Consider the following 16,510-nt stretch of genomic DNA (forward strand, 5'->3'; position numbering starts at 1 on the left):
CACCACCACCATGGCGGACAGCACGGCGATCAGCAACCACCGAGGCCGCCACAACACCCGATAGGCTGGCACCCACGCGCAGGCCAGCAAGGCCCCCAGCACATACAGTGCGAACAGGTGCTTGGTGAGCAGCCCCAGGCCCACCACCACACCAACCATCACAGCCCGCGCCAGCGATGGGTGCGCACGCACGCGCATCACGGTCATGGGCAGCAGAACGTAGAACACGCCGGCCAGTACCGTGTGCGTCAGATCAAACAGGGCGTAGTAGTAGAACTGAGGCACCAGTGCGACGGCCAGTGCACTGGCCAGAGCTCCCTTGGGTGGCAGCCCCAATTGGCGCCCCAAGCGATAGATCAGGCCCAGCATGGCCACCAGGCAGGCCAGCCTCAGCCCCATGACCACCCCCACGCCAGGACCGGTCACATGCATCACCGCCCACGACAACCACTCGAACAGGGGTGGGTTGCGAAGACGGTAGCCCCAGGCCCAGACCTGGGTATGCTGCATGATCTCAGCGTCGTCAGAGCGTCCGCCGGGCAGGCCATACAGCACCACGCCCAGCAGGACCAGATAGAGCACCAGCCAAGGCCCCCAGAGACCGATCGGGGGCAACAGGCGCACGCTGCGCCCGAACATCTCAGTGCGACCGGATCATCGTGCCATAGGCCTGCTCGGTCAGGATTTCGAGCAGCATGGCGTGAGGCACGCGGCCATCGACGATGTGCACCGCATTGACGCCGCTCTTGGCCGCATCCAGCGCACCGGCGATCTTGGGCAGCATGCCGCCAGAGATGGTGCCGTCGGCGATCAGCTCGTCGATGCGACGGGCCGTCAGGTCGGTCAGCAGATTGCCCTCCTTGTCGAGCACGCCCTTGATGTTGGTCAGCAGCATGAGCTTCTCTGCCTTGAGGATCTCGGCCAGCTTGGAGGCCACCAGATCGGCGTTGATGTTGTAGCTCTCGTTGTGCTCGCCAAAACCGATGGGGCTGATGACCGGGATGAACTGGTCGTCCTGCAGGGCCTTGACCACGCTGGGGTCGATGGCCTCGATCTCGCCGACCGAGCCGACATCGTGCTCCTTGCTGGGGTCTTCCAGATCCAGCAGCTTGAGCTTGCGGGCGCGGATCATGCCGCCGTCGCGGCCCGTCAGGCCCACGGCCTTGCCACCCGCGGCATTGATCAGGCCCACGATGTCCTGCTGCACCTCGCCGGCCAGCACCCACTCGACCACTTCCATGGTCTCGTCGTCGGTCACGCGCATGCCCTGGATGAACTGCCCCTTCTTGCCGATCTTGTTGAGCGCGGCATCGATCTGCGGCCCACCGCCGTGCACGACCACCGGGTTCAAGCCCACCAGCTTGAGCAGCACCACGTCTTCAGCGAAATCGGCCTGCAACTCCGGGTCGGTCATGGCATTGCCGCCGTACTTGATGACGATGGTCTTGCCATGGAACTTGCGGATGTAGGGCAGCGCCTGCGCCAGGATCTCGGCCTTGTCGCGCGGGGCGATGGCGGCCACGGAATCAGATGAGGTGGGGCTGGAATGCGGCATGGCAGGTCGGCTGGAGGATTGAGGTTCAAACGCGGCATTTTACGGCGCAGGGTCTGGCCGCTTGTCGTAGACTGCGAAAACCATGTTTCTGGCAAACCGTCGCATTCGTCCGTGGATCCTGATGGCGCTGGTGGCTCTGCTGCCCTGGCGTGCCTGGGCCTGGGCCACCATGGCGCCAGCCCAGGCGCTGGCGCCCCTGCACGAAGTCGGCATGGTGACCATGGTCCATGACGCTGCGGTGCCCCCTTGCCATGCCCCAGCCCTGGCCGACCACGACGCCACCAGCCCGACCGAGCCGCCTGACCACCCTGCCGCACAGATGTGCGCCCACTGCGACATTTGCCACGCGGGCCTGGCACCCCCGCTGCACAGCCTGGTGCTGCCCACCCCGGACGTGCCCGGCTATGGGCCGGGCCTGGGGCCTGTGCGTATGCCCGAGCACCGACGGGACGCGCTCTTCAAGCCACCTCGGCTCCACACCCTCACGCTGTGATCGCCCTCTGAGCGGCCTGCGCCTCGGCGCCACCGCTCAGCCCATCGACGTGAACCGAGACACAGCCCCCGGCTGTGCCATTTGCCATGAACCGACTCCTGACACTGTGCTGCCTGGCCAGCCTGCTGAGCGGGTGCGCCTCGCCGCCCGAGCAGCAGGTCCTGCAGGCCACGCTGCAAGCGCGGCTGCCTGCTCCGCCTGCCAGCGCCCCCCTCCCTGCCACCATCGACACGGCGCCCCTGAGCCAGGACGCCGCCCTGCGCCTGGCACTGGCGCACAGCCCGGCCCTGCAAGCCCTGATGGCCAGCAGCCAGGCGCAACAGTCCCAAAGCCTGGCGCGCGCCCGCCCCGGCCTGCTGGGCTTCAGCCTGGAGCGCAGTCAGCAAGGCGATGAGCGCAGCCTGTCGCGCACCTTGACACTGGGTCTGCTGGACCTGCTGACCTGGCCCCTGCAGTCGGCCCAGGCCCACCGCGAGGTCGAACAGCAGCAGATCGATCTGGCGCGGCAGGTCATGGGCCACCTGCACGACACCCGCGTGCAGTGGGTGCGCGCCGTGGCCGCACGCGAGCGCGCGCTCTACCTGGCCGACGTACTGACCGTGACGCAGACCGGCGCCGAACTGGCCCGGCGCATGCAGGAGGCCGGGCACTTCAGTGCATTGCAAGGCACCCAGTACCAAGTGCAGGCGGTCCAGGCGCGCACCGCCCTGGCCCAGGCCCGTCAGCACGCCCTGATGGAGCGCGAAGCGCTGATCCGCCTGCTGGGACTGGAGGGGGCGCAGGCCGAGGCTTTGAGCCTGCCGGACCGGCTGCCCGCCCTGCCCGACACGCCCCCCGCATCCACCGCCCCGGACGAGGACAGCCTGAACGAGCGCCTGGACGTGCGCCTGGCCCTGGCGCGCTGGCAGGCCCGACAGTCCGGCCGCGCCGCCACAGCCCTGGGCAGCGTGATCGATGTCGAACTGGGCGCCGGACGCACCACCGGGCATGGCGAGGCCACCGAACACAGCCGTGAGCTGGGTGTGCACCTGTCGGCACTGGACCTGGGCGCCGCCCGCCGCTCGGCCGCATCGTCCGGCGAGGACGCTGCCCGTCTGGCCTGGCTGGCCACCCGCCAGCAGGCGCGCTCCGAGTGGCGCAGCGCCCTGTCCCAGCGCCAGAGCGCGCACGAGGTGGCCCTGAGCGCCCGCCAGGAGCTGCTGCCCCTGCATCAGCGCCTGGTGGCCGAGCGGCTCAAACAGTACAACGGCATGCTGATCGGCCCCTTCGAGTTGCTGGCGCAAGCCCGTCAATACCGCGACAGCGTGGTCACGGCCCTGGAAGCCCAGCGCGACTACTGGCTGGCCGATGCCCAGGTGCAGGCCACCCGCGAGGGCAGTGCCACCGGGCTGATGGCCCTGGGCGCCAGCAGCGCCAGCCCCGCCGCCCCCTCGTCTGAGCAAGGACACTGACCACCATGACCTCCCGCCGACATTTCCTCACGGGCGCGCTCTCCGGCGCCGCCCTGGTGGGCAGCGCAGCCGCCCAGCCTGTCAAACGCGCCAGCCTGCTGAACCTGCCCGAGCCCGTGCTGCAGACGCGCGCCGACACCCTGCCCCCGCTCACCCCACCCAACGGCCGCCCTTACCGCCCGGTGCTCACCCTCAATGGCTGGACCCTGCCCTGGCGCATGAAGGACGGCGTCAAGGAGTTCCACCTGGTGGCCGAACCCGTGCTGCGCGAGATCGCCCCCGGCATGATCGCCCGCCTGTGGGGCTACAACGGCCAGAGCCCCGGCCCCACCATCGAGGTGGTCGAGGGCGACCGCGTGCGCCTGTTCGTCACCAACAAGCTGCCCGAGGTCACCACGGTGCACTGGCATGGCCAGCGCCTGCCCAATGGCATGGACGGCGTGTCGGGCCTGACGCAGCCCGCCATCCCGCCGGGCCAGACCTATGTCTACGAGTTCGTCGCCCGGCGCCCCGGCACCTTCATGTACCACCCTCATGCCGACGAGATGGTGCAGATGGCCATGGGCCTGATGGGCATGTGGGTCACCCACCCGCGTCAGCGCCACCCGCACATCAGCGAGGTCGACCGCGATGTGTGCTTCCTGCTCAACGCCTACGACATTGAGCCCGGCGCCTCGACTCCCAAAGTCAACACCATGCTCGACTTCAACCTGTGGACCTGGAACAGCCGCGCCTTCCCCGGCATCGACTCGATCAATGTCCGCCAGGGCGACCGGGTGCGCCTGCGCATCGGCAACCTGACCATGACCAACCACCCCATCCACCTGCACGGTCACGAGTTCGAGGTCACGGGCACCGACGGCGGGCCGGTGCCGCCCAGCGCCCGCTGGCCCGAGGTGACCACCGACGTGGCCGTGGGCCAGATGCGCCAGATCGAGTTCATCGCCGACGAGGAGGGCGACTGGGCCCTGCATTGCCACAAGAGCCACCACACCATGAACGCCATGGGCCACAACGTGCCCAACCTGATCGGCGTGCCGCAGCAGGATCTGGCCCGCCAGATCAATCAATTGATCCCAGGCTACATGGCCATGGGCGAACACGGCATGCACGAAATGGCCGAGATGGACATGGAGATCCCCGACAACACCCTGCCGATGATGACGGGACAGGGGCCGTTTGGCGCCATCGGCATGGGCGGCATGTTCACCACGCTCAAGGTGCGGCGAGATCAGGCCCCGGGCAGTTACAAGGATCCGGGCTGGTTCCGTCAACCGCCGGGCACCACCGCGCGTCTATGGAAGGGGGAACTTGGCACGCCCCCCGAGGTCTCACCCCATGGAAGCGCCCCTGCGGCCTCCTCGGTGGAGGTGACTGTCAGGAAGCCGGGCTCGTCCCACCACGGGCATTGATCCACAATGTCCATGATTGAAGCTATGGAGCACATCGTGAAAAATCGTCGTTTTGCCATCGTCACCCGCACCGCCACCGCCCTGGCGCTCGGTCTGGGCCTGGCCGTCTCGGCCTGGGCGCAGTCGGTCGATGGCGAAGTCAAGAAGATCGATCTGGACGCGGGCAAGATCACGCTCAAGCATGGCGAGATCAAGAACCTGGACATGCCCGCCATGCAGATGTCCTTCCGCGTGAGCGATCCGGCCTGGCTCAAGGGCCTGCAGGTGGGCGACAAGGTGAAGTTCTCTGCCGACAAGGTGGGTGGGCAGTTCACCGTGACGGCCATCGAAAAGAAGTAAGCCTTGCCGGGCGCCCCATGAGGCGTCCCACAACGACAAAGGCCCCGGAGCTTGCGCCCCGGGGCCTTTGTCGCTCATAAGTCCTCCCCGGACTGTTCGAATGATGTGACAGCGTTGTTGTGCCGCTTTGATCGATGTTTGGAGTGCGGCTTCGAGCAGTTTAGTGAACTTGTGCCGATCGTGCGCACCTTGACGCTTACAAAATCGTTACAAAATGCAATCCCATGTTCATGTGATGACCTTTTCGGACGTCAGAACAAGCCGACCAGCACCGTCGTCATCGTGAGGTAACGGGCAAACTTGCCCACGGCCATGTAGGCCACACAGGGCCAGAACGGCAGTTTCAGCCATCCGGCCACGGCACACAGGGGGTCCCCCACCACGGGCAGCCAGGACAGCAGGCAGGCCTTGGGGCCAAAGCGCTCCAGCCAGTCCAGGGCGTGGGATTCCACACGGCGCCCCGCAAAGCGGTCTGCCGCGCGGTGCGCCCCCCGTCCCATCCACCAGGTGACTGCGCCCCCCAGGGTGTTGCCCAGGGTGGCCACCCCGATGGCCGGCCAGAACAACTCCGGCTGCAGCGTGACCAGGCCATAGACCGCGGGCTCCGAGCCCAGGGGCAACAAAGTGGCCGACACGAACGCGATCACGAAGACCGCGGGCAAACCCACACTGGGCAAGGCCACCGCCGCCAGGGCCTGCACCAGCCATGCATGCATCCAATCTGTCATGGGTGTGATTGTGCTTGCTGCCAGGCCAGCACCCAAGGCAGACCGCAATTTGACAGCTTTTTGATACCTGGACCGCCACAATGGACCTGTTCGATGCCCCGCGCCTGCCGTGAGTTCAGGCCCATTCCACAGATCGACATGGCCGTTGACTTCCTCTTCCAGCGCCCTGAGCGCACCCCATCGCCCTGGTTGGCGCGGTGCTGGGGCCTCGCAGCCATTGGACTGACCACGGTCATCACCCTGCCGTTGAACCAGTGGCTGGACCCTGTCAACACGGTCATGCTCTTTCTGCTCACGGTGGCCCTGGTGGCCAGCCGCCTGGGCAGGGGCCCCGCCGTCATCGCGGCGGTCAGCAGCGTGGCCGCCTTCGACTTCTTTTTCATTCCCCCTCGCTGGTCTTTCCAGGTCCATGACATCCAGTACCTGCTGAGTCTGGCGGTGATGCTGTCTGTGGCCCTGATCATCAGCCATCTCGCCGAAAGCTGGCGCCAGCAAATCGAGCAGGCCCATGTGCGTCACCGTGAAACCCTGGCGCTGTACGAACTGGCACGCCAGTTGGGCACCTGCCTCACCCCAGGGCAAGTCGATGAGGCGGCCAGGACTTTCGTGCATCAGCACCTGCATGCCGAACTGCGCATCCTGACAGCCCATGCGGATGGGCTCAGTCCCCTGACACCCACGACACCGCCACTGGATGCAGCGGCACAGATGGCGGCGCACGCCGTGTACCGGGAGACAACAGACCATCCGCCCCAGCACCTGAGCTTCGATGACGATCACCACCAGATCCTGCTGCTGCAGGGCGCCACCCGTCGCCGGGGGGTGCTGATCATCAGCACGTCGAGCCCCCCGCCCGGCCAGCCCCGCGCCGAACTGTCGGCGCTGTCTCAGGCCCTGGCCACCCTGGTCGCCGCCGCCCTGGAGCGCCTGCATTTTGTGGAGGTGGCCCAGCAGACGCAGGTGGACATCACCTCTGAACGCCTGAGAGGCTCCATCTTGTCGGCCCTGTCCCACGACATCCGCACCCCCTTGACCGCCCTGTACGGCACTGCCGACGCATTGACCGTGATGCAACCGCCCCTGCCGCATGCCGCGCAGGAGATGGCGCAGGCCGTGCGCGATCAGGCCGGTCATCTGCACGACATGGTGATCAAACTGCTGGACATGGCCCGATTGCACGCCGGGCATGTACCCATGCATCTGGAATGGCAGCCGCTGGAAGAGGTGATCGGCGCGAGCATCCAGTCTCTGGCCACCGCCCTGGCCCACCATCCCGTCAAGGTGTCGATCCCCGAGGACTTTCCGCTGGTGTGCATCGACGCCGTCCTGTTCGAACGCGTCCTGGCCAACCTGCTCGAAAACGCTGCCAAATACAGTCCGGACGCGCAGCCCATCGAACTGCGTGCCTGGGTAGACGGGCGTCAATGGCAGTTGAGCGTGAGCGATCGAGGCATGGGCTTCCCGCCAGACAAGCTCACCCAAGTCTTTGAGCTGTTCGAGCGCGGCGTGGTGGAATCGTCATTGCCGGGCGTGGGCCTCGGACTGGCCATCTGCAAAGCGATCGTCGAAGCCCATGGCGGCCACATCGAGGCCAGCAACCGTGCGGAAGGTGGTGCACAGGTCTGCCTGTCTCTGGCCCTGGGCAACCCACCCACACTGGAGCCCGAGGTCGAGGCATGAGCGCGCCCATTGTTCTGCTCGTTGAAGACGACGCCACGATCCGGCGGTTTGTACGCGCAGCCCTGGACGGCGAGGGTTGCCGGGTGTTCGAGGCTGACAGCCTGCAACAGGGGGTGCGGGAAGCCGCCTCACGCAAACCCGATCTGGTCATTCTGGATCTGGGATTGCCCGACGGCGAGGGCCTGTCCTTTGTCACCCAGTTGCGGACCTGGTCACATATCCCCATCCTGATCCTGTCGGCCCGCAGTGGCGAGGCCGACAAGATACAGGCCCTTGACACCGGCGCAGACGACTTTCTGGTCAAACCCTTTTCGGTCGGCGAACTGCTGGCACGGGTACGGGCGCTGCTGAGACGCTCCCTGCAGGGCAGCCGTGCGGAAGAACCCGTGGTGCGCTTTGGCGACATCGCCGTCGATCGCGTGTGCCGTCAGGTCCTGCGTGGTGGCGAGCCCCTGCATCTGACCCCCATCGAATACCGGCTGCTGTGTGCCCTGCTGGCCCACGAGGGCACCGTGATGACCCACCGACAGTTGCTGCGCGAGGTCTGGGGGCCCAATGCCGTCGAAAGCAATCACTACCTGCGCGTCTATGTCGGCCACCTGCGTCACAAGCTGGAGGTCGATCCGACCCAACCTCAACACCTGCTGACCGAGACCGGCGTCGGCTATCGCTTCCAACGTTGAAACACCCATGAGCCACACTTCATCATCGCGTCTGAGCACCTTGACCCTGGCGGCCCTGGGCATCGTCTTTGGCGACATCGGCACCAGCCCCCTGTACGCTTTCAAGGAAGCCTTCAACGGCCCGCACGCCCTCACGCCATCCCCCGATCACATCCTGGCCACGCTGTCAGCGCTGTTCTGGGCCGTGCTCATCGTCATTTCGATCAAGTATGTCTGGACGGTCCTGCGCTTTCACAACGAGGGAGAAGGCGGGGTGCTGGCCCTGACTGCGCTGGCCTTGCGGCAGGCCAGCACCCGAGGCACCCGCCAGACCTGGGTCGTGGCGCTGGGCGTGTTCGCAGCCGCATTGTTCTATGGTGACGCCATCATCACTCCGGCCATCTCGGTGCTGTCAGCCGTGGAAGGGATCAGCGTGGTGGCCCCCTCCCTGCACACGCTGGTCATCCCCATCACCCTGGGGATCCTGGTGGCCCTGTTCCTCATCCAGCGCCACGGCACGGGGCATGTGGGCAAGTTGTTCGGCCCGGTCACGGTGATCTGGTTTGTCTGCCTGGGGGCGCTGGGCATTCACAGCATCGCGCAAACGCCGTCGGTGCTCGCCGCGCTGAACCCCTGGCATGCCATCAGCTTCGCGCTGCACGAGCCGGGCAAGGCCTTCTTGTTGATGTCGGCCGTCTTCCTGGCACTGACCGGTGGCGAGGCCCTGTACGCCGACATGGGGCACTTCGGGGCCAAGGCCGTTCGCCTGGCCTGGTATGGGCTGGTCTGGCCCTGCCTGCTGCTGAACTACTTCGGCCAAGGGGCCCTGGTGCTGCGCAGCCCGGACAGCATCAGCAACCCCTTTTTCCTGCTGACCACTGCGAATTGGCTGCCCGTGCTGGTGGCACTGGCCACAGCGGCCACGGTGATCGCCTCGCAAGCCACCATCTCTGGCGCTTACTCGATGACCTTGCAGGCCAGCCGTCTGGGTTACCTGCCTCGCATCCGCATCCTGCACACCTCTGATCGCGAACAAGGGCAGATCTACATTCCCACCGTCAACTGGTTGATGCTGATCGCCGTGGTGCTGCTGGTGCTGGCCTTCAAGTCCTCCGGTGCCCTGGCGGCGGCCTACGGCATTGCCGTGTCGGGCACGATGATCATCACCACGGTGCTGATCGCCGTGGTCGCCTGGTCGCTGCCGTCCAGGACACGCACACCCTTGCTCGTGGCGCTGCTGGCCTTCGGCAGCCTGGAAACCCTCTTTCTGGCATCCAACCTGAACAAGCTGAGCGAAGGCGGCTGGTTCCCCTTGCTGATGGGGGCCGCGCTGTTCGTGCTGCTGACCACCTGGAAGCGCGGCAGCCTGCTGGTGGCCGAGCAACGCCGCAAGATCGACATCCCGATGGCGGATTTCATCGAAGGCCCCCGCCCGGATGTGCCGCGTGTGCCCGGCTGCGCGGTCTACCTGACCTCGGACGCCAGCATTGTGCCCAGCGCCCTGTTTCACAACCTCAAGCACTACAAGGTCATGCATCAGGACACCGTGTTCCTGCACGTGATCAACGACAACATTCCCTACGTGTCCGATCAGGCCCGCTGTACGCTGCAGACCGCAACGCCTGGCATCTACCACCTGACGGTCCGATTCGGCTTCCGCGAAGAGCCCGACATCCCTGGCGCACTGGCCCTGGCGCCACGCACAGGCCCCGCATGGGACGCCATGAGCACCACCTACTTCGTGGCGCGTTCGACCATTGTGGATGGGCCCGGCGCCATGCCCGCATGGCAATGTGCGCTGTACAGCTGGATGACGCGGCAGGCCGAGGGTGCGGCCACCTACTATCGCCTGCCCGCCAACCAGGTGGTGGAACTGGGCACGCAGGTCATGCTGTGATCGGCACCACCGATCTGTCTACAATGCCAGCATGGACAGACAAGCACTCGCTGTGACCGCCCCCCCTGACGCCTCGCGCCAGGGTGACCGGTGCCACGCCTGCGCATGCCTGTCCAAAGCCAAAAAACAGCCGCTCGTCTGACCGGAGCTGCTGCTTCCGTCCAGATGAGCGACGGAACAGCCTCACGGATCACAAGGCCCGAGCCCGCGACCCCACCTCTGTTGTGACGCCCACCTGAACGGTTCCTTTCACCGGTCTGGTTGATGGAGTCTTTTCATGTCGGATTTCTCCGGGATCTGGGTGGCGCTGATCACGCCGTTTCACGATGACGAGGTGGATCACACCGCCCTGCGGCGCCTGGTGGCGCACTACCGAGCGGCGGGTGTGCATGGCCTGGTCGCCCTCGGCACCACCGGCGAGGCCGCCTCGCTGAGCGAGGCCGAACAAGATGCCGTGCTGGACACGGTGCTGAGCGAAGCGGGTGACTTGGGCGTGATCGCCGGCCTGGCCGGCCCCCACACCGGGCAACTGCTGCAACGGCGTCGTGCCCTGAACCGTTGGCCCCTGGCGGGCGTGCTGTCGCCCGCGCCCGCGTATGTGCGCCCCTCACAGGCCGGGCTGATCGAGCACTTCACGCGTCTGGCCGATGCCAGCGCACAGGCCCTGGTGGTCTACGACATTCCCTACCGCACCGGCGTGCCACTGTCGCTGGAGACCCTGCTGCGCCTGGCAGAGCACGAGCAGATCCGCGCCATCAAGGACTGCGGCGGCTCGCTGGACAAGACACAGGCCCTGGTGGCCGACGGCCGACTGGCCGTGCTGGCGGGGGAGGACGGGAACATCTTTCACAGCCTGTGCCTGGGCGGCCAGGGCGCCATCACGGCGGCCGCGCATCTGCAGCCGGAGCGTTTCGTGGCCCTGTATGAGGCCGTGCGCACCGACCGGCTGGCCGAGGCACGCGCCTTGCATCATCAACTGATGCCCATGATCCGGGCGCTGTTTGCCGAGCCCAACCCCAGCGTGATCAAGGCGGCGCTGACATTGCAAGGATGGTGTCGGGATGAGGTGCGCGGCCCCCTGCTGCGGGCGAGTGAAGCCGCGCGAGCGAACTGGGCGGCCGCTTGCCCAGACAGCACGCCCTGGTGACGCCAGCAGATGCACCGATGGCCCATTCGCCATGCGGAACCGGAAAAAAGCCTCCCGCTTGCCCCCGGTTCGGGCTATACTCTGCCTCCTTTTTAAGCAGCCTCGATCGTTCGCACGGTCGGGGCTTTGGCGTCTTTTCGCCCCCCATGTTTCACACCACGCAAAGGCTGCAAAAGCGCGTGCCGTCATGTCATCCACCCTGCTGACACCCTTGCGCGTCGGGCCGCACCTGCTGCCCAACCGGCTGTTCGTGGCCCCCATGGCGGGGGTGACGGACCGGCCTTTCCGCCAGTTGTGCAAACAGCTGGGGGCGGGCTATGCCGTGAGCGAAATGGTGACCTCGCGCAAGGATCTGTGGAAGACGCTGAAAACCTCGCGCCGCGCCAACCACGAGGGGGAGACGGCCCCCATCGCCGTGCAGATCGCCGGCACGGACGCCGCCATGATGGCCGAGGCTGCCGCCTACAACATCGAGCGTGGCGCCCAGATCATCGACATCAACATGGGCTGCCCGGCCAAGAAGGTCTGCAACAAATGGGCGGGCTCGGCCCTGATGCAGGACGAGCCCCTGGCCCTGGAGATCATCGAGGCCGTGGTCGCCGCCTGCCTGCCACACGGCGTGCCGACCACGCTCAAGATGCGCACCGGCTGGAGCGCCGAGCACAAGAACGCCGAGCGCATCGCCCGGGCCGCCGAGTCCGCTGGCATCGCCATGCTGACCGTGCACGGCCGCACCCGCGAGCAGGGCTACAAGGGCCAGGCCGAGTACGACACCATCGCCGCCGTCAAGGCCGCCGTGCAGATCCCGGTGGTGGCCAATGGCGACATCACCAGCGCCGACAAGGCGCGCGAGGTGCTGCGCCTGACCGGGGCCGATGCCCTCATGATCGGCCGCGCCGCCCAGGGCCGCCCCTGGATCTTTGGCGACATCGCCCATTTCCTGGCCACGGGCGAGCACCGCGCCGCGCCCATGACCGCCCAGGTCCAGCGCTGGCTGCTGGACCACCTGGAGGACCACTACGGCCTGTACGGCGAATTCGCTGGCGTGCGCACCGCCCGCAAGCACATCGGCTGGGCCGTGCGCGCCCTGCCGGGCGGCGAGGCCTTCCGCGCCCGCATGAACCTGCTGGAGACCTGTGCCGATCAGGTGCGTGCCGTGCAGGACTACTTTGAACAACTGGCCGTCGATCACGATCGGCTGCCACTGAGCCACGACGCCGCCCTGCCGGGTGACGACGCGGAGTCGACCGACGCCAGCGAGGCTGAGGCTGCCCACCCGGCCGCCTGCTTCGCCCATTGAAGTGATATGAGCAAGAAGAACATCCAAGACTGCATCAAGGACAACCTGGAGAGCTATTTCCAGGACCTGCGCGGTGCCGAGCCTCACGGTGTCTACGACATGGTGCTGGCGGCGGTCGAAAAGCCCATGCTGGAGCTGGTCATGCAGCGCGCCGAAGGCAACCAGTCCAAGGCGGCCGACTGGCTGGGCATCAACCGCAACACCTTGCGCCGCAAACTGCTGGACCACAAGCTGGTCAAGTGACCCCCATCCCGCTCTTTTAGATCTGAAGGAAAAAACCATGGCCTTGACCGCCCTGCTGTCCGTGTCCGACAAGACCGGCATCGTTGAATTTGCCCAGGCACTGCACGCCCAGGGCGTGAAGCTGCTGTCCACCGGCGGCACCGCCAAGCTGCTGGCCGACCAGGGCCTGCCCGTGACCGAAGTGTCTGAGGTCACCGGCTTCCCCGAAATGCTCGACGGCCGTGTCAAGACCCTGCACCCGCGTGTGCACGGGGGGCTGCTGGCCCGCCGCGACCTGCCCGAGCACATGGCCGCGCTCAAGGAGCACGGCATCAACACCATCGACATCCTGGTGGTCAACCTCTACCCCTTTGCCCAGGCCACCGCCAAGGCCGATTGCACACTCGAGAACGCCATCGAGAACATCGACATCGGCGGCCCCACCATGCTGCGCGCGGCCGCCAAGAACTGGCAGGACGTGGCCGTCATCATCGACCCGGTCGACTACCCGCAAGTGCTGGCTGAGCTCAAGGGCGAGGGCCTGACCCGCGGCACCAAGTTCATGCTGGCCAAGAAGGTGTTCGCCCACACCGCCGCCTACGACGGCATGATCACCAACTACCTGACCGCGCTTGAAGCCGGCAGCGAGCTGAAGACCGAAGCCGTGCCCGTGCGCGCCGAATACCCCGAGGTGTTCAACCTGCAACTCAACAAGGTGCAGGGCATGCGTTATGGCGAGAACCCCCACCAGTCGGCCGCCTTCTACCGCGAAGCCCAGCCGGTGGCCGGCACGCTGTCGCAATGGACCCAGATCCAGGGCAAGGAGCTGTCCTTCAACAACATCGCCGATGCCGATGCGGCCTGGGAATGCGTCAAGGCCTTCGAGCAGTGCGCCTGCGTGATCGTCAAGCATGCCAACCCCTGCGGCGTGGCCGTGGGCGCGACCCCGCTGGAGGCCTATCAGAAGGCCCTCAAGACCGATCCCACCAGCGCCTTTGGCGGCATCATGGCCTTCAACCGCCCCATCGATGCCGATGTGGTCGAGGCCATCAACGCCAACAAGCAGTTCGTGGAAGTGGCCATTGCCCCGGCCATCACCCCGGCCGCCCGTGCCGCCTATGCCAGCAAGCAGAACGTGCGCCTGCTGGAAGTGCCCATCAGCCAGCTCAGCAACGCGCTGGACTTCAAGCGCGTGGGCGGTGGCATGCTGCTGCAATCGGCCGACAACATCGACTTGGTCGGCGACATCAAGGTGGTGTCCAAAGTACAGCCCACCGAGCAGCAACTGCAAGACATGCTGTTTGCCTGGACCGTGGCGCGCTTCGTCAAGAGCAACGCCATCGTCTTCTGCAAGGACGGCATGACCATGGGCGTGGGCGCGGGCCAGATGAGCCGCCTGGACTCGGCTCGCATCGCCTCGATCAAGGCCCAGCACGCCAACTTGAGCCTGCAGGGCTCGGCCGTGGCCTCGGACGCCTTCTTCCCCTTCCGTGATGGCCTGGACGTGGTCGTCGACGCTGGCGCAAGCTGCGTGATCCACCCGGGCGGCAGCATGCGCGACGACGAAGTCATCGCCGCTGCGGACGAGCGCGGCATCGCCATGGTCTTCACTGGCACGCGTCACTTCCGTCACTGATTGCCGCGCCGCCAGCTCTGGCGGTCTGAGTTTGACCTCAAGGCCCTTCGGGGCATGTTTTCATGCGCCGTGATCCTGTGTTTTTGCGATGCAGCGCGGGGCGCGGGGTGAAGGGGCACGCGGCCGGGCTTCAATGTGGGTGGTCCTGCCTTTGGCAGGACTTCCCTGTGGTGCTCCCCATGGGCTTGTGCCGTGGAACTCGCTCCGCGGCTTTCAGCCGCTGCACTCAGACAACCACGGCAAGCATGTTCACGAAGCGCGCTGACGCGCGCCAAGCCCACGGCTGCGCTCCTCGGCACCCACAAGGCGCCCGGCCACGTGCCCCTTCACCCCTTTGATCGCCCCGCTGGTGGCCTGCGTGGACGTCCTGGCGTGCCATGGTCGCTGCGCTTTCGCGCCCATGGTTGAACGCACACAGACCTTGAGTTGATCACTCGTCGCTCGTTCTCCAGCGCTCTGGCTTTGAATGTGCGTAAGCCGTGGCATGCGACGGTCTCGGCATACCACCAGCGAGGCGAAGAAGGGCTGAGCCGGCTTTCGGGAGGGCGCCTTGTGGGTGCCGAGGAGCGCAGCCATGGGCTTGGCGTGCGCAGCGCGCTTCGTCATCTGACTTGCCGTGGTTGCGCGAGCGCAGCGGCGTCAGCCGCGCAGCGAGTTCCACGGCACAAGCCCATGGTGAGCACCACCGGGAAGTCCTGCCAAAGGCAGGACCACCCACATTGAAGCCCGCCCGGAAGTTGGCTCAGCCCGCGCCCCGCGTTGCATCGACAAAGCGTGCATCAGATGCCACCCCGAAAATGCGTGATGAGCCTTTTTCATGGCCGCATGGGCCCTTGATGCAGACCCCGGTGGTGCCCGGGAAAGCACTCCCCCCCACTCTCTGCGCCATTGATTCAGTTCGTATTCTTATTGAACGGCCCTCATCAAACTTCCGGACACGTCGAGACGGAATCCCTTCCAGCTCACCACCTCAGCCTTATCGAGGAAGTACTCGCCATGTCCAGACCAGACGCCGTTTATGGACGCTATCGTCCGCTCAAGTTCATCCGCATGGCCGACTGCATCGCCATGTACAAACTGTTCATCCAGTACTACGACAACACCTCCCTGGAGACCTTCATCCGGGACATGTCCAAGAAGACCGGGGTGCTGGTGATCTACAGCAAACGCGATGACAGCATCGTGGGCTTTTCCACGATCACCAATTTCCAGATGAAGGTCGATGGCCAGGCCGTGCGCTGCGTGTTCAGCGGTGACACCGTGGTCGACCGCCGCTATTGGGGCACCTCGGCACTGCGCATCTCCGGCCTGCTCTATCTCTGGCGCCAGAAGGTGCTGCACCCCTTCACGCCGGTGTACTGGTATCTGATCTCGATGGGCTATCGCACCTATCTGATGATGGCCAACAATTTCCCCAACTACTACCCCCATGTCGACGGCGATGATCCGCACATGCGCAACATCGCCATGGCCGCCAGTGAGCACCTCTTCCCTGGCACCCTTGACCGGGAACGGGGCATGCTGGACTTTGGCGAAGACGCCTGCCGACTCAAGGGCGATGTCACGCCCATCTCCGATGCCGAACGCAGTGATCGCAAGATCGCCTTCTTTGAAAAGCGCAACCCTCACTGGATGCGGGGTGACGAGATGCCCTGCCTGGGCGCCATCGACCTGGGCATGATCTGGCACATGCTCAAGCACGCGCCCAGTCGGATCTTTCACTGGGACTACAAGAAGCGCGCCGCGCAACGGGCGGCGCAGCGTCGACCGCAACATGCCATGGATGGCGCCCAGGTGAGCAAGCGCTGAGCCTCAACACCCCACACCACCAGGCCCTTCGGGGCCTTTTTTCATGCCCACGGAAAACGACAGGTGCGGGCAAATACCACCCCCAGAAGAGGGGGGGTGCAAGGGCATCGCATGTTTTCTTGTTTAACAAGACACGTTACCCTGCGAATCCCATAAGTATGGGATCTGCGCATCGCAGC

Annotated in this window: 15 protein-coding genes; 12 read left to right on the plus strand and 3 right to left on the minus strand. The window is 65.8% G+C overall.

From position 1 onward, the window contains the following. Both VFW84_RS02810 and argB read right to left on the minus strand, forming a co-directional pair. On the minus strand, positions 1-639 hold a 639-nt coding region (locus tag VFW84_RS02810), incomplete at its 3' end, for a glycosyltransferase family 39 protein (RefSeq protein WP_329678914.1). A 1-nt stretch (position 640) separates the two neighbouring features. Continuing rightward, a complete protein-coding gene (argB, locus tag VFW84_RS02815) occupies positions 641-1,555 on the minus strand; it encodes an acetylglutamate kinase (RefSeq protein ID WP_329678915.1) in 915 nt (304 codons plus the stop codon). An 82-nt stretch (positions 1,556-1,637) separates the two neighbouring features. Between argB and VFW84_RS02820 the strand changes: the two genes are divergently transcribed. From VFW84_RS02820 to VFW84_RS02835, 4 genes are all read left to right on the plus strand, one after another. After that, a complete protein-coding gene (locus VFW84_RS02820) occupies positions 1,638-2,048 on the plus strand; it encodes a hypothetical protein (RefSeq protein ID WP_329678916.1) in 411 nt (136 codons plus the stop codon). Positions 2,049-2,134: 86 nt separating this feature from the next. Beyond that, the gene (locus VFW84_RS02825; RefSeq protein ID WP_329678917.1) at positions 2,135-3,499 is read left to right on the plus strand and encodes a TolC family protein; all 1,365 of its coding nucleotides are present in this window, start codon (positions 2,135-2,137) and stop codon (positions 3,497-3,499) included. A gap of 5 nt (positions 3,500-3,504) precedes the next feature. Next, positions 3,505-4,911: a copper oxidase gene (locus VFW84_RS02830; RefSeq protein ID WP_329678918.1), complete on the plus strand. Its 1,407-nt coding sequence runs from the start codon at positions 3,505-3,507 to the stop codon at positions 4,909-4,911. 36 nt (positions 4,912-4,947) lie between these two features. After that, positions 4,948-5,250 carry a copper-binding protein gene (locus VFW84_RS02835; RefSeq protein WP_329678919.1) on the plus strand — a complete coding sequence of 101 codons (303 nt, stop codon included), beginning with the start codon at positions 4,948-4,950 and terminating at the stop codon, positions 5,248-5,250. 251 nt (positions 5,251-5,501) lie between these two features. Here the strand turns inward: VFW84_RS02835 and VFW84_RS02840 are convergent, their stop codons facing one another. Next, positions 5,502-5,966, minus strand: a complete 465-nt coding sequence (locus VFW84_RS02840; RefSeq protein ID WP_329678920.1) for a YqaA family protein — start codon at positions 5,964-5,966, stop codon at positions 5,502-5,504. 105 nt (positions 5,967-6,071) lie between these two features. Between VFW84_RS02840 and VFW84_RS02845 the strand changes: the two genes are divergently transcribed. From VFW84_RS02845 to VFW84_RS02880, 8 genes are all read left to right on the plus strand, one after another. After that, complete coding sequence (locus VFW84_RS02845) at positions 6,072-7,658, plus strand: DUF4118 domain-containing protein (protein WP_329678921.1); 1,587 nt, start codon at positions 6,072-6,074, stop codon at positions 7,656-7,658. Continuing rightward, the gene (kdpE, locus tag VFW84_RS02850; RefSeq protein ID WP_329678922.1) at positions 7,655-8,341 is read left to right on the plus strand and encodes a two-component system response regulator KdpE; all 687 of its coding nucleotides are present in this window, start codon (positions 7,655-7,657) and stop codon (positions 8,339-8,341) included. The genes VFW84_RS02845 and kdpE overlap by 4 nt, the downstream gene beginning before the upstream one ends. Before the next feature lie 7 nt (positions 8,342-8,348). Further along, positions 8,349-10,217, plus strand: a complete 1,869-nt coding sequence (locus VFW84_RS02855) for a potassium transporter Kup (RefSeq protein ID WP_329678923.1) — start codon at positions 8,349-8,351, stop codon at positions 10,215-10,217. Between the two features lie 277 nt (positions 10,218-10,494). Beyond that, a complete protein-coding gene (dapA, locus tag VFW84_RS02860) occupies positions 10,495-11,364 on the plus strand; it encodes a 4-hydroxy-tetrahydrodipicolinate synthase (protein ID WP_329678924.1) in 870 nt (289 codons plus the stop codon). A 187-nt stretch (positions 11,365-11,551) separates the two neighbouring features. Continuing rightward, positions 11,552-12,664 (plus strand): tRNA dihydrouridine synthase DusB, encoded by a 1,113-nt coding sequence (gene dusB, locus VFW84_RS02865; protein ID WP_329678925.1) that lies wholly within the window; start codon positions 11,552-11,554, stop codon positions 12,662-12,664. A 6-nt stretch (positions 12,665-12,670) separates the two neighbouring features. Beyond that, entirely contained in the window at positions 12,671-12,907 is a 237-nt protein-coding gene (locus VFW84_RS02870) for a Fis family transcriptional regulator (RefSeq protein WP_329678926.1), read from the plus strand. Positions 12,908-12,944: 37 nt separating this feature from the next. Then, positions 12,945-14,522 carry a bifunctional phosphoribosylaminoimidazolecarboxamide formyltransferase/IMP cyclohydrolase gene (purH, locus tag VFW84_RS02875; RefSeq protein WP_329678927.1) on the plus strand — a complete coding sequence of 526 codons (1,578 nt, stop codon included), beginning with the start codon at positions 12,945-12,947 and terminating at the stop codon, positions 14,520-14,522. Between the two features lie 996 nt (positions 14,523-15,518). Then, positions 15,519-16,331, plus strand: a complete 813-nt coding sequence (locus tag VFW84_RS02880; RefSeq protein WP_329678928.1) for a hypothetical protein — start codon at positions 15,519-15,521, stop codon at positions 16,329-16,331. Positions 16,332-16,510 lie beyond the last annotated feature (179 nt).

Origin of the sequence: Aquabacterium sp. (assembly GCF_036279655.1) — a bacterium.
GTDB lineage: Bacteria > Pseudomonadota > Gammaproteobacteria > Burkholderiales > Burkholderiaceae_C > Aquabacterium.